This window comes from Parvularcula sp. IMCC14364 (genome assembly GCF_030758415.1).
Taxonomy (GTDB): Bacteria; Pseudomonadota; Alphaproteobacteria; order Caulobacterales; family Parvularculaceae; genus Aquisalinus.
Genome location: NZ_CP132334.1, coordinates 1,872,948 through 1,887,055, shown reverse-complemented (window position 1 = coordinate 1,887,055; position 14,108 = coordinate 1,872,948). Strand labels below are relative to the sequence as shown.

Genomic DNA, 14,108 nt, shown 5'->3' with positions numbered 1-14,108 from the left:
AAGGTCCGTATCATGAGTGATGCTGCAAAAATCAATATCCGGATGCCATTCGACATGCGCGGCATTCACTTTGTCGGTATTGGCGGTATCGGGATGAGTGGCATTGCTGAAGTCATGCATAACCTTGGCTACAGGGTGCAGGGCAGCGATCTGGCGGAAAGCCCGAATGTGCAGCGCCTGCGGGCCAAGGGGATCCAGATTTCCATTGGTCATTCTGAGGATAATGTTCAGGGCGTTGATGCGGTCGTAATTTCCACGGCGATCGGCCGCGACAACCCGGAAGTTGCTGTGGCGCGAGCCAAGCACATTCCTGTGGTCAAGCGTGCCGACATGCTTGCAGAGCTGATGCGCCTCAAATGGAACGTCTGTATTGCCGGTACGCATGGCAAGACCACAACCACCTCCATGATCGCGGCCCTGATGGATGCAGCCGGCCTGGACCCAACCGTTATCAACGGGGGCGTTATCAACGCCTGGGATACCAATGCCAGGGTCGGAGAAGGCGACTGGATGGTGGTAGAGGCTGATGAAAGCGACGGTACCTTCATCCGCCTGCCCATCACAGTTGGGGTCATCACGAATATCGACCCGGAACATCTCGACCATTATGGCGACTTTGATACGCTCAGGCAGGCATTCGATCAGTTTATCGAGAATACGCCCTTTTACGGTTTTGGTGTGGTCTGTTTGGACCATCCTGAAGTGCAGGCGCTGGTCGGGCGCGTCACGGACAGACGTCTTGTCACCTACGGTACAAACCCGCAGGCAGATGTTAGAGCCGAGAATATCACGTATGCTGATGGCCAGTCTCATTTCAGTATTATCTTCCGGAAACGTGGGCAGGAAGAACTGCGCATTGATGATGTCAAGCTGCCCATGCCTGGAATTCACAATGTGCTGAATGCCCTGGCCGCCAGTATTGTCGCGCGGGAGCTTGGCGCATCTGCCGAGCAGATCAAAACAGGGTTTGCCAATTTTGATGGCGTGAAGCGTCGTTTCACCAAAACAGGTGATTATAACGGCGTCACGATCATTGATGATTATGGCCACCACCCGGTTGAGATTGAAGCCGTTCTCAAGGCAGCGCGCAGTGTTTGCAGCGGGCGCGTGATCGCGATCGCACAACCGCACCGATATACAAGACTGCGCGACCTCTTTGATGATTTCTGCACGTGCTTCAATGATGCAGACAGTGTGCTGATTACCGACGTGTTCAAGGCAGGCGAGGCACCGATAGAGAATGTCAACAAGCAGACACTTGTTGCGGGCATTGCCAGCCATGGCCACAAGGATGTTGTCGGCCTTGAAGACTGGGCAGACCTGCCCGCCTTGATCAAAGCCAAGGCTTCTCCCGGTGATTATGTCGTTTTTCTCGGGGCAGGTGACATCACCAGATATGCCGGGAAACTGGCGGGCCAACTGGCATCAGTATAGAGACAGAAATGCGGATACAGGATCAACTCCCCGAAATACGTGGCAAATATATTTACGATGCCCACCTCGCAGACATCACCTGGTTCCGGGTTGGTGGCCCGGCGGAGGTCATTGTCATGCCGGCAGATGTGGATGATCTTACCGTGTTTCTGGCGAAGCTGCCGGCGGATATACCCATCTATCCGCTTGGTGTCGGCTCCAATCTCCTGGTCCGGGACGGCGGATTGCCCGGCGTTGTGCTGCGCCTTGGGGCGCCGTTTGCAAAAGTTGAAACCGATGGCCTTGAGGTGCAGGCCGGTGCAGCTGCGCTAGATGCAACTGTTGCCAAGCGGGCAGCGGCAGCTGGTATTGCCGGCCTTGAATTTTATCGCGGCATACCGGGATCAATCGGCGGTGCCCTGCGCATGAACGCTGGTGCCTATGGGGCGGAGACGAAAGATATTCTGATCGAGGCAACGGCTCTCGACCGGCGCGGAAAAAAGCACGTCTTCAACAACCATGATATGGGTTTCACCTATCGGCGCTCTGCCGTACCGGATGAGTTGATTTTCATTGAGGCGACCTATCGCGGTCATGAAGGCGCGCCGGAGGAAATCAACCAGCGCATGAAAGAAATCATGCAGAAACGCGAAGACTCCCAGCCCATTCGTGAGCGTACTGGAGGCTCCACCTTTAAGAACCCTGATCCTGATGTGTCCGGTAGCAAGTCGTCCTGGCAATTGATTGACAGTGTGGGCGCGCGCGGGCGGATTATCGGGGATGCACAGGTCTCGCCGCAGCATTGTAATTTTCTCATCAACAGAGGGCAGGCAACCGCCGCTGATCTGGAAAACCTCGGGGAGTCCGTGCGGGCAGACGTGCTGCGCGAAACGGGCGTTGATCTTCAGTGGGAGATAAAGCGCATCGGGCAAGCGGTCTCTGCCTGAAACGCGAGATATTTACCTGTTGTTCAGGTATTACGACGGAAGAACAGTCGCATGAAGAAGTCGCAGAAAATTGCTGTTTTGAAAGGCGGCTGGTCACCCGAAAGAGAGGTCAGTCTCGTCTCCGGCAAGGCCGCGGCGGACGCCTTGCGTGAACTGGGGCATGAGGTCGAGGAAATTGACGCCACGCGCGACCTTGCCGCACAGCTCCTTGCGGTGAAGCCCGATCTTGTCTTTAACGGGTTGCACGGTGAGTGGGGGGAAGATGGCTGCGTGCAGGGCCTGCTCGAAGTTCTTGGTATGCCCTACACCCATTCGGGTGTGCTCGCTTCTTCTCTGGCAATGGACAAGGAGCGCACGAAGCAACTCCTGAAATCTGATGGACTGCCCGTCCCGGATGGCGCGCTCATTCGATCCCGTGCTGAGTTTGACCGTCTCAACCTGATGCCCCCCCTGGTGATAAAGCCGAACGCTTCTGGCTCCTCAGTGAATATTCACATCCTGCGTGATGGCGATAATCGCCCGCTCCACAGCCTAATCGGCTCCGATGAAGACCTTGCTGCCGGCGTGCTCATCGAGGCGTATATTCCGGGGCGCGAGTTAACCGTCGCAGTTATGGGCGACAGGGCGCTGGAGGTGACGGAAATCGTCCCTCACAAGGATTTTTACGATTATGAAGCCAAATATGCAGATGGCGGATCATCCCATGTAGTGCCTGCGCAGCTGTCTGCAGATATTGCTGAGGCTTGCAGGGAAATGGCCCTGCGCACGCACCAGCTGGTCGGCTGCCGGGGACTGACCAGAACGGATTTTCGTTATGATGAATCACGCGGTGTTAACGGACTGTTCATCTTGGAGATCAACACTCAGCCGGGCCTGACACCCACGTCACTGGCTCCGGAACAGGCCCTCGCCAGGGGGATCAGTTTCACTGAGCTTGTCGACTGGATGATTGGAGATGCGTCATGCCGAAGGTGAGCGGCAAAAAGAACAGTAAAAACAGCCGTGTATCGCGAGGTTCTAAAAAAGACCGCGGGATGCTGGAGACGACAGGTGCCATGTTGGACAATTTTGCCCAGCGTGCCTTGCGTGTGCTGCTGACTTATACGGCAGTGAGCATTACCGGCTGTGTTATCATTCTGGTGCTGATGCTCTTTGCCGGGGGATATTTTTTTAACATTGGCACACGCCTGAACAACCTTTCTGTTGAAACAGCGCGCCTGGCCGGGTTTGAAGTGACGCGCATATCTCTTAAGGGGGGCGTCCAGACCCGTGATCAGGATATTATTTCTGCTCTCTATGACCGGGAAGAAGGTCAGGCACTGGGGCGTTCCCTGTTGCATGTAAATTTACGTGATACACGTCAGCGTATTGAGGATATTGGCTGGGTGAAGCACGCTTCCATTACCCGGCTGTGGCCAGACACGTTGCATGTATCCATCAGTGAACGTATTCCCTCTGCGCTGTGGCAGCCTGACGGGCAGGGAGAGTTATTATTGATTGACCGCGAGGGCGCGGTCATTACAAGAGTTGGCAGTCATCAATATACCGGCTTACCGCTGGTGATAAATACTGATGATCCAACACGGGCAAGTAAGATATTGGCTCACCTTGCCCTATATCCGGGTTTGTCGGCAAGAATTGCTGCTCTGAAGGAACAGGGTAACCGCCGATGGGATCTGGTTTTTCGGGATAATTTCGTTGTGAAGTTACCTGAAGATGACTTTGAGAAAGCTCTGAAAGAGCTTTACGAGCTTGATGCGCAGTCAGAGGATTTGTCTGCCGCTCTCGAATATCTCGATTTGCGGAATAAAGACACGGTCTATTACGACCCAAAATCCTGAGACGGAAGACATCATGAAATACGGATCATTCCCTTCATTCAGAAGGTATGCAGCATCAGAGCATTCTACCATTGGTGTACTGGATATAGGCGCATCGAAAGTGTCCTGCTTCATCGCTGAACTGGTAGATGATGCTATTGACGGACAGGATGCGGAGGTTATTGGCGTCGGGCATCAGGGTAGCGTCCCGGCTGGCGATGGCGGATTGACAGGGCTTGATAGAGCCAGAATGGTCAAAGAGACTGTCGCCAAGGCACAGAGCATGGCTGGCAGGGTGCCCTCGGCTTGGCACGTGGCCGTATCTGGCCGGCATATCGTCAGCAAGCGCATTGCTGTTGATCTGTGCCTGGAGGGGCAGGCTGTGCTGGATGAAGACCTTCAGGACTGCCACAGGCAGGGTGCGCGCCTTGCCGCATCTGAAAAAAGCCACGCTTTGCATCTCTCACCCTCCGGCTACATGATTGACGGGCATGAGGGGATTGCAAACCCGCTCGGCCTCTCTGGCGATAATCTGACGGCATACATGCTCAGTATTGCTGCTTCACAGACGGCGATTGCCAATCTGGAGAATTGTCTTGAGCATTGTCGCATCAAGCCTGACAGTTTCATTGCTGCGCCTTATGCGGCGTCTATGGCTGTCCTGCAGGAGGAAGAGAAATCTCTCGGGTCGATCTGTCTTGATATTGGGGCAAAGCTGACTGGCTTTACATTGTATAATGATAATTCTCTGGTGCTGACTGGTGCAGTTGCCCTTGGCAGCGATCATATCACGCGGGACATTGCGAAAGTTTGCGGCTTTGATCTGGCATCGGCGGAAAGAGCAAAAACACTTTATGGAACAAGTTTCTGTTCGCCCGGTGATGAAACGCGGTCTGTCGGGGTCTCGCCTGGCATGGCTGATCGCCCGTTGTCAGTGGCAGAACTTGCAGAAGTTATCGGGCCGCGAGTCGAAGAAATTCTGCGTCTTGTCGCTGGCAAGGTGCGTGCTGCCGGTCTTGACCCCGATCAGTTCAGTCGTGTTGTTCTTACAGGCGGTGGCAGTCAGCTACAGGGCCTATCTGAACTGATTGAAGCAACCCGGGGAGGGAAGGTTCGAGTGGGGCGCCCGCTGAATTTGTTTGGAGCGCCGGAGGCTGTGAGCGGGGCCGCATTTTCCGTATGCGCCGGTATGATACGCCATGTGGCTAACCTGCGTAATAATACGCAGCCCACATTCCGGCGCTTTGCCGCGTCCAGCTTCTCGGATGTTTCCAGAACGCCGCATCCGGCAACACATCAAAGCAGTAATCCCCTGTTCAAGGCGGCTGGCTGGCTGCGTGACCATTTCTGATAAAAAAGCCGCTCCCTGATAGAAGCGGCTTTTCTGTTCTTCAGGTTGATCCCTTACCAGATTTGAACCCTGTCCTCGGGAGGCAGATAGAGATCGTCCTCCGGGCTGATGCCAAATGCGTCATACCAGGCGTCCATATTCCGGACGACACCGTTAGTCCGATACTCTGATGGCGAATGAGAATCTGTAGACAGACGGTTCCGCAACTCATCTTCGCGATATTTGCGTTTCCAGACTTGTGCCCAGGCCATGAAGAAGCGCTGATCGCCAGTATATCCGTCAAGTACAGGCGCTTCATCTCCCTCAAGCGATAGCTTGTAGGCGTCATAGGCCATGGTGACACCACCAAGATCGCCGATATTTTCACCCATGGTCAGTATTGGATTCACGAACATGCCCTCAACAGGTGAGAACTGCGCGTATTGTGCACCGAGTTTGTCTGCCCGCTCTTGGAAGCGTGCGGCATCCTCTGCGGTCCACCAGTCACGCAACATGCCCGTGCCGTCTGATTTGCGACCCTGGTCGTCAAATCCGTGGCCGATTTCATGCCCAATCACGGCACCAATACCGCCATAATTAACAGCATCATCCGCATTGGGATCAAAGAATGGCGCTTGCAGTATGGCTGCCGGGAAAACGATTTCGTTCATTGGCGGGTTGTAATACGCTTTCACGGTCTGTGGGTTCATGAACCATTCGCTCTTGTCGATCGGTCCACCAAGTTTGGAAATCATGTCTTTCCAGCCCCAGACGGTCGCACGCTTGTTGTTGCCAAAAGCATCACCGGCAACGACCTCAAGCTCTGAATAGTCAGTCCACTTGTCCGGATAGCCGATCTTGGTATTGAAGGCATCAAGCTTGTCGTAAGCTTCCAGCTTGGTTTCTTCGCTCATCCAGTCGAGATTTTCCAGGCGAATTCGGAAGGCTTTTTTGAGATTATCAACCAGCTCTTCCATCTTGGCTTTGGATTCAGGCGGGAAATATTCATCCACATAGACCTGACCAACAGCTTCACCCAGCGTGCCGTTAACCGCAGCAACACCGCGCTTCCAGCGCTCACGTTGCTCTGGCACACCGCGCAGCTCCTTGCCGAAGAAAGCGAATGTGCGCTCGTCAATCTCTGCCGGCAGAACGCTGGCGTTACTGAAGAGATAGTGAACCTTGAAATAATCCTGCCACACATTCACGGGAGTGTTACGGAATACGTCGCCTGCTCCCTTCACGGCGTCATTTTCGCGCAGCACGAATTCTGTTTCGTCAGCAAGGCCGACAACTGTCATCATCTGCTTCCACGGGAAGCCGCCTGCATACTCCTGTAACTCATCAATGGTGTACAGATTATATGTTAGGTCACGGTTGCGGCGTTTCGCTGGTTCCCAGTGTACTTCCGCCAGAGCTTCTTCAAGCGCATAGACTGCGGCGGCACGTTCTTCAGTATTTTCTTCACCAGCGAGAGCCATGAGGTCTGACAGGAAAACCTCATAGGCAGCACGCTTGTCGGCAAAATTATCGTCGAAATAATAATTTTTGTTCGGCAGGCCGAGACCGGACTGGCCGATATAAGTGATGTAGCGGTCAGGCTGTTTGGAATCGACATTGACGAAGGCGGAGAAAGGCGCGCTGACGCCCAGTTCTACATCCGCGAAAGCGCGCGCCACGTCTTCATGTGTTTCCAGCGCGTCGATTTTCGCAAAATCAGCCTCGACAACGGAGAGACCTCTTTCATTGATCGCATCGGTGTCGAGGAAGCTTGCATAGAAATCCCCGATCTGCTGTTTCACAGTGCCTTTGGCAGCGTTCTCTGCAGCGGAATCTTCGATAATCTGTTTAACGCGAGCTTCCGAGCGTTCAAACAGCACGGTGAATGAACCGTAGTTCGAGAACTCGGCAGGGATTTCAAAAGTGTCCAACCACTTGCCGTTCACATGCCGGAAGAAGTCATCGCCAGGGGCGACATCCTGCTTCATATCAGCCAGCTTGATGCCCCAGTCGCCAAGCTCTGCACTCGCTGGTGCCGCTTCTGCGCTTTGGGTTGGTGAGGATTGATCCTGTTCGTAGGATGTATCGGTTGCGTTTTCTGCGCCACAAGCAGCCAGCGCGAGTGCGGCAGCACCGCACAGCAATAGATTTTTCATGAGTAAACTCCCTTGGTTTTTCCCTCGACGGGCATTAGCCCGAATCGGTTAACATATAGAAAGAATCCAGTAATTTCCGCAAGTTAAGCGCTGTTAACACTTTTATGTGTCCTTGAAGGAGCTGGCAGGGTGACCGGATATAGTCTCGGGCCCGGCCCGGCGGGAAGCAGTGCTGACGAGGAGTGCGCCATGACAGACCAGATCACGTTTGATGATTTTCTGAAAGTTGACATCCGCGTCGGGACCATTGTCGCCGCCGAGCCTTTTCCTGAGGCGCGCAAGCCCGCCATCAAGCTGCGGATTGATTTTGGCGAAGTGATCGGGGTGAAGAAATCTTCTGCGCAGATTACCGCGCATTACACGCCAGAGGTGCTGCTCGGCAAACAGGTCTGCGCCGTGGTTAATTTTCCGCCACGCCAGATCGGTCCGTTCATGTCAGAAGTGCTCGTCATCGGGATGCCGGATCAGGCCGGGGAAGTGGTCCTCATCACCCCTGACCAGGCCATCCCCGATGGGGGCAGGCTTTATTGAGAATTACCCAAGCCAGCGCCGTGTGATCTTGCTTTCCGCCTCGCTCAAGCCCGCGATGACATCGAAATGATGGAAGCCGTCTTGTATCGTCAGTTCAGGTGCCGGGCTTGAGGCGTCCCACGCCTCCACCAGCAGTTGGCTCTGGCGGATAAACTCCGGGCGCTCATCACTGCCGACCCATGAGACTACATCGATCCCGTCAACGGGCGGCAACAGGGCAGGGCTTTCGGTCAGAGCTTCGCTGTCGTTAATCCCCAGTTCGGTATTCATGGATGTTTTCATCAGGGGGCGGAGGTCATAAAGTCCCGAGATACCAAGCACCGTCTCGACGCGCTGCGTAAGCTCGCCAAGCGGTTTGTCACCACAGGCCATGCGCATGGCAAGGTGCCCGCCAGCCGAATGGCCACTCAGCCGGATCGGGCCCGGGACTTTCTCCGCAGCGATTTGGGTTGCGGCAGCAATCTCTTTTGTCATGTCAAAAAGACGCGCTTCCGGTGCCAGCGTGTAGGACGGCACAAGCCCGGCCCAGCCAGCCTTCACGGCACCACGCACAAGATGCGACCACATGCTCTTGTCCGTTTGCAGCCAGTAGCCGCCATGCACGAAAACGGCGAGGCCTTTTGGCGTAGCATCCGGTAGAAACAGGTCCATCGTGTTGCGCGCGCCCGGTCCGTAGGAGATGTCCAACGATGCCCGCGCGCCAGCCTCTTTGCGAAAGTTAGCGGCATCCTCGACCCATTGCGTATAGAAGCGCGCCGCATCGGGGATGTAGGCACCATTCGAATAGGCATCATCCCAGTATGCTGTGCTGCGGTCTGCTTTCGGCATGGTCTTGCCCTCCTGAAACTGGGCGACAGCTGGCTGGCTCATCAGGGCGGTGGCGGCTGTGCCGAGGATCATCTGGCGCCGTGTTGTGGCTTTTATATGGGTCATGGGCGTTAGCATAAGCTGACCGGCTGACCTGGCAATAAGCATCTTGCTTGGGCAAGATGGAGCCTCACGCTTTCGTGAGTAAAAGTGTGCTACTAGCACACAATCAGCACGGACCGAACACAAAGCAGCCCCATTTGAAGGCCAAATTCTACCCATCGCAGGAGGCAACTTCTGCCTAGCGGCGGCCCGGCTCCCTCTCTCTCCCCTATATGCCGGGCTGCTGCGAAATCTCTCTCTGTTTCAACTAAAAACCGGGCTCAAGGGCCCGGTTCTTTTTGTCCTGAAATTCATGCGCGATGGTTTAGCCCATTGCTTTTTGCATATTCTCATCGACCTTGTCGAGGAAGCCGGTTGTGGTCAGCCAGCTTTGCTCAGCACCGATCAGCAGGGCGAGGTCTTTTGTCATGTGACCGCTTTCAACGGTGCCAATGACGGTTCTCTCCAGCTTTTCGGCAAAAGCGGTCACTTCTGGCGTATCGTCCAACTCGCCGCGTTTTTTCAGTCCACGTGTCCAGGCAAAGATGGACGCAACTGAGTTTGTGGATGTTTCCTCGCCGCGCTGATGTGCCCGGTAGTGGCGGGTGACTGTGCCATGGGCCGCTTCTGCTTCCGCCGTCTTCCCGTCGGGCGTGAGCAGAACGGATGTCATCAGGCCAAGCGAGCCATACCCTTGAGCAACCGTATCTGACTGCACATCGCCATCATAGTTCTTGCAGGCCCAGACATATCCGCCAGACCACTTCAGGCAGCAGGCAACCATGTCGTCAATCAGGCGGTGTTCATAAGTCAGGTTCTGTTTGTCGAAGGCTGCCTGGAATTCATTTTTGAAGACTTCCTCGAACAGGTCCTTGAAGCGTCCGTCATATTTTTTCATGATCGTGTTCTTGGTCGACATATAGACGGGATATTTGCGCTCCAGGCCATAATTGAAACAGGCGCGGGCAAAATCCCGGATCGAGTCATCGAGGTTATACATCGCCATGGTGATACCGGCTGACGGTGCCTCGAACACAGGCTCCTCAATAATCTCGCCGGTTTCGCCTTCCCATTTCAGGGACAGTTTGCCTTTACCCGGGAACAGGAAGTCCGTGGCGCGATATTGGTCACCAAAAGCGTGACGGCCAATGATGATCGGCTGCGTCCAGCCCGGCACAAGGCGAGGCACATTCTTCATAATAATTGGCTCACGGAAGACAACACCGCCAAGAATGTTGCGGATCGTACCGTTTGGCGAGCGCCACATTTTCTTCAGGCCAAATTCCTCGACGCGCGCTTCGTCTGGTGTGATGGTGGCGCATTTCACGCCAACGCCATGTTCCTTGATCGCCATGGCGGCATCAATGGTGATCTGGTCATCGGTCTCATCGCGATATTCCATGCCAAGGTCATGATAGAGCAGGTCCACATCAAGATATGGATGGATCAGTTTGTCCTTGATCATCTGCCAGATGATACGTGTCATCTCATCGCCATCCATCTCGACGATGGGATTTTTCACTTTGATTTTTGCCATGGAAGTTTCTACCCCGTTGGTAAGGTTAATGATTCTCTCAAGATATGGGCGGGCTATAGCACCCGCATCGCACGTAATAAAGGGTTGCGAGTAGATTATGTCTGAGCGCATGAAAAGCGGCCTGGGGCCAGCCCCGCTCATTATTCTCGTAGAGCCGCAAATGGGCGAAAACATTGGCGCTGCGGCCCGTGCGATGTTGAATTTCGGACTCACCAGCCTGCGCATCGTCAATCCGCGCGATGGCTGGCCGAATGCGGCGGCGGGGGCCATGGCTGCGGGAGCATCAACTGTCGTGGACAATGCTCGTATCTTTGACAGCGTGCCAGAAGCCATCGCCGATTGCACATATGTGCTTGCCACCACAGCCCGAAAACGTGAACTGCACCTGCCGGTTTATGAACCAAAGGCGGCTGCACAGGCTCTTCAGCCACGTGTGGCGGCGGGGGAGACATGCGCCATTCTCTTTGGTGGCGAGCGTTCCGGCCTTGCCACAGAGCATGTGGCTCTTGCCCAGGGTATTTTCACGATCCCGGTGAATCCGGCTTTTTCCTCTCTTAATCTGGGTGCGGCAGTCCTTGTCGCTGCCTATGAATGGGGCAATGTGCAGGGCGAAACCCGGCGTTTTGACAGTCGCCTGGATGCAGCCACGCCTGCTGCACAGGCCGATGTGGAAGGCTTGGTGGGGCATCTGTTCAACACACTGGAGCCAACCGGCTATTTCCACCCACCTGAAAAACGCGAAACCATGGAGCGTAACCTGCGCACGGTGCTCACGCGTGTCGAGTTCACACAGAATGAGATTCATTTGTTAAGGGGTGTGCTGAAGGCATTGGGGCGGAGAGCTTAATCTTTGATCGGCCGTCTGGTATCTCAGGTGCAAATAAATCTTTACAGTGACGATTAGTTTTTTCTTTTCAATCAATGCCCATGTCATTCCGCAATGCACTGAGGCCTGAAATGATGCTGCGTCAATGCAGGATCCATCAATACGCTATTATGATCGTCACCCTGGATCTGCGCGCCCTCTGGTGCATGTTCAGGATGACGCGTCTCCGGCTTTTTGAAAAGCTAAAGAAAATCCCGGAAAAACTTATGTGCCCGCCTCTGGCATGGCCTATTGTCTTTCGCAGACTCGCTCACGAGAGATATAACTTGCTTACCGATAGAATTATAATGCCCGTGTGGGTGTCAGGCAGTGATTGCCGCAGGGTCGGTTTTTTCGGCTGTATCCATCGCTTCTGTCGCGATGTCGTCGCCCAAAACACGGGCCAGGGCTTCGGTCAGTTTATCCGGGTTGAGCGGCTTTGCCATATAATCTGTCATGCCGGCTTCCAGATAACGCTCACGATCGCCTTCCATGGCATTCGCCGTCAGCGCGATAATCGGAATTTTGCCGCGCGCACCCTTGAATGTCCTGATACGCCGTGTTGCGTCAAGGCCGTCCATAACTGGCATCTGCACATCCATCAGGATGACATCAAAATCTTTCAGATGTGCGGCTTCGACAGCTTCCGAGCCATTATCTACAACAGTAATGTCATGTCCTGCGGCCGTTACAAAAGCAGTGACAATCTGCTGGTTCACCGCATTATCTTCTGCCGCGAGTATGTTCAGGCGAGTCTTTTTCTCCGGCTGAATTGTCTCAGTCTCGGGCTCGGTTTTGAATTCAAGCGGTTTTGGGTCAACTTTTGCCGGGCGTACTGGCAGGGCAAACCAGAACGTGCTGCCAAAACCTTCCGTACTTTTCACACCGATCTGCCCGCCCATCAGTTCGACCAGTTGGCGGCAGATGGACAAGCCGAGACCTGTGCCACCGAACTTGCGGGTTATGGAATCGTTTGCTTGCGCAAAGCGTTCAAAAATACGGGTCTGCGCAGACCTCGGAATGCCAACGCCTGTATCTGTCACACTCACTTTGAGAATTCCGGACTTGTCGTTACCGCGATAGCGGACTTTCATTTCGACGCTGCCTTGCGGTGTAAACTTGATTGCATTGCCGACGAGATTTATCATTACCTGCCGGATGCGCGTCGGATCACTGGCTATATGCTTTGGAACACGCGCATGTACGGAACATTTAAGGTCTATGCCTTTGCTCTCTGCCTGGTTCGAGAGAAGGCGCATCACATCGCGGGACAATTTGGTGGGGCTGAAGGCCACTTTCTCCAGCTTCATCTGGCCACCTTCCAGCTTGGTAAAGTCCAGAATGTCATTCAGGATAACAAGCAGGTCGTTGCCGGAATTGAGCGCTGTTTCTGCCTGATCGCGGTGTTTGTCGCTCAGGCCGCTGTCAATCATCAGGCGCAACATACCAAGCATCCCGTTCATGGGGGTGCGCAGTTCGTGGCTCATGGTTGCGAGGAAATTCTCTTTCGCGACCATGGCGGCTTCTGCTTCGCGGCGGCGATATTCAAGGCCGTAGCGTTGTGCCTTGACCAGCCTCAGCAGCGGCCAGATCAGGCCAAAAGTCAAACCGAAAAAGATGAACGGGCTGAGGACAATCTTGAGAAAACCACCAAGCTGTTGGTCAGCCGCCAGTTTTGCTTCCTGCTCTTTCAGCAAGGTGGAGACGTTACTGAGGGTCGATTGATAGAGAAGAATGTTTTCCTGCAATCCATCTATCAGTGTCTGGCGTTGTCCGCTGTCAGTTGTCTCGCGCAGGGCTGTGAAACCTTGCAAGGTATTTTGTGCTTCAGCTTCGACAGCAGGCATACCCAGTGTTTGAGCTGCAACTGGAAGACCGTGACGCACGGCGTAGTCATCGATGAGCGTATTCAGCGACGCGTTTTGGCTGGCAAAGAGGGAAGCTGTTTCATTCAGTTTTTCAGGGTCATCCTGTTCAAGACCCGCCTTGAAAGTGGCAGTTTCAAGTTGCAGTTGTTCCGTAAGCGCATAGATGTTTGTGACAACATTATTTTTCTGCGTGGAAAGCTGAAGGTTGACAGTCGCCAGAACAGGAACCATCGCCAGACAAATGCTGGCAAAGACAACCCCGACAAGCAGCTTGTGATCGGCTTTTTCGAGTTTTGTCGAGAGTGTGTCACTGAAGGTCATGGTTCGGTTATCGAGGGACACCAGCCAGTAGGAGACTAGAATGATCAGGACTGAAAGAACGCCGGCGCCACCCAGGAATTGCGCCCAGGTGCCATACAGACGACCAAACTCGATAGCGAGAGGGAAGAGGACTGCCTCAAAAGAAAAAATCACATGGGCAATGATCAGGGCCAGGGTCTTGTGCGCCTGCGGGATTTCCTTGCTGCTGGATTTCTGTTCATAGCGGCTGATGGCGACAAAAAAAGTGCATCCACCAAGCAGCGCGACGCAAAAGGCATAGATGATATTCAAAACTGGTAGAGGCGTCTCAGCGGGCAGGGCACTGACAAAAGTCGGTACCAGCAGGGCATCAGCCAGTACCACTACAAGGGCCGTTGAAACACTGATCGTCGCGATAGATCTCATTGCGAA

Annotated in this window: 11 protein-coding genes; 7 read left to right on the top strand and 4 right to left on the bottom strand. The window is 54.3% G+C overall.

Translation table 11 applies throughout. The features are described from left to right. Positions 1–36: 36 nt before the first annotated feature. Genes murC through ftsA form a run of 5 tightly spaced genes read left to right on the top strand, consistent with a single transcriptional unit; the run spans position 37 to position 5,531 of the window. A complete protein-coding gene (gene murC, locus RAL90_RS09075) occupies positions 37–1,434 on the top strand; it encodes a UDP-N-acetylmuramate--L-alanine ligase (RefSeq protein ID WP_372340460.1) in 1,398 nt (465 codons plus the stop codon). Positions 1,435–1,442: 8 nt separating this feature from the next. Next, entirely contained in the window at positions 1,443–2,360 is a 918-nt protein-coding gene (murB, locus tag RAL90_RS09070) for a UDP-N-acetylmuramate dehydrogenase (RefSeq protein WP_306249802.1), read from the top strand. Positions 2,361–2,411: 51 nt separating this feature from the next. Continuing rightward, entirely contained in the window at positions 2,412–3,335 is a 924-nt protein-coding gene (locus RAL90_RS09065) for a D-alanine--D-alanine ligase (RefSeq protein ID WP_306249800.1), read from the top strand. A gap of 59 nt (positions 3,336–3,394) precedes the next feature. Beyond that, positions 3,395–4,201 carry a cell division protein FtsQ/DivIB gene (locus RAL90_RS09060; RefSeq protein WP_306249798.1) on the top strand — a complete coding sequence of 269 codons (807 nt, stop codon included), beginning with the start codon at positions 3,395–3,397 and terminating at the stop codon, positions 4,199–4,201. A 13-nt stretch (positions 4,202–4,214) separates the two neighbouring features. After that, positions 4,215–5,531, top strand: a complete 1,317-nt coding sequence (gene ftsA / locus RAL90_RS09055) for a cell division protein FtsA (protein ID WP_306249796.1) — start codon at positions 4,215–4,217, stop codon at positions 5,529–5,531. Between the two features lie 53 nt (positions 5,532–5,584). Here ftsA and RAL90_RS09050 read toward each other — a convergent pair whose 3' ends face one another. After that, positions 5,585–7,666: a M13 family metallopeptidase gene (locus RAL90_RS09050; RefSeq protein WP_306249794.1), complete on the bottom strand. Its 2,082-nt coding sequence runs from the start codon at positions 7,664–7,666 to the stop codon at positions 5,585–5,587. Positions 7,667–7,855: 189 nt separating this feature from the next. Between RAL90_RS09050 and RAL90_RS09045 the strand changes: the two genes are divergently transcribed. After that, complete coding sequence (locus tag RAL90_RS09045) at positions 7,856–8,197, top strand: tRNA-binding protein (RefSeq protein ID WP_306249792.1); 342 nt, start codon at positions 7,856–7,858, stop codon at positions 8,195–8,197. Positions 8,198–8,200: 3 nt separating this feature from the next. On the opposite strand, the gene RAL90_RS09040 is transcribed toward RAL90_RS09045, so the two are convergent. Continuing rightward, positions 8,201–9,130, bottom strand: a complete 930-nt coding sequence (locus RAL90_RS09040) for an alpha/beta hydrolase (RefSeq protein ID WP_306249790.1) — start codon at positions 9,128–9,130, stop codon at positions 8,201–8,203. A gap of 301 nt (positions 9,131–9,431) precedes the next feature. Next, the gene (locus RAL90_RS09035) at positions 9,432–10,643 is read right to left on the bottom strand and encodes an NADP-dependent isocitrate dehydrogenase (protein ID WP_306249788.1); all 1,212 of its coding nucleotides are present in this window, start codon (positions 10,641–10,643) and stop codon (positions 9,432–9,434) included. A 97-nt stretch (positions 10,644–10,740) separates the two neighbouring features. On the opposite strand from RAL90_RS09035, the gene RAL90_RS09030 reads away from it, so the two are divergent. Next, positions 10,741–11,490, top strand: a complete 750-nt coding sequence (locus RAL90_RS09030) for an RNA methyltransferase (RefSeq protein WP_306249786.1) — start codon at positions 10,741–10,743, stop codon at positions 11,488–11,490. Positions 11,491–11,831: 341 nt separating this feature from the next. Here the strand turns inward: RAL90_RS09030 and RAL90_RS09025 are convergent, their stop codons facing one another. Continuing rightward, the gene (locus tag RAL90_RS09025; protein ID WP_306249783.1) at positions 11,832–14,102 is read right to left on the bottom strand and encodes an ATP-binding protein; all 2,271 of its coding nucleotides are present in this window, start codon (positions 14,100–14,102) and stop codon (positions 11,832–11,834) included. Between the last annotated feature and the right edge of the window lie 6 nt (positions 14,103–14,108).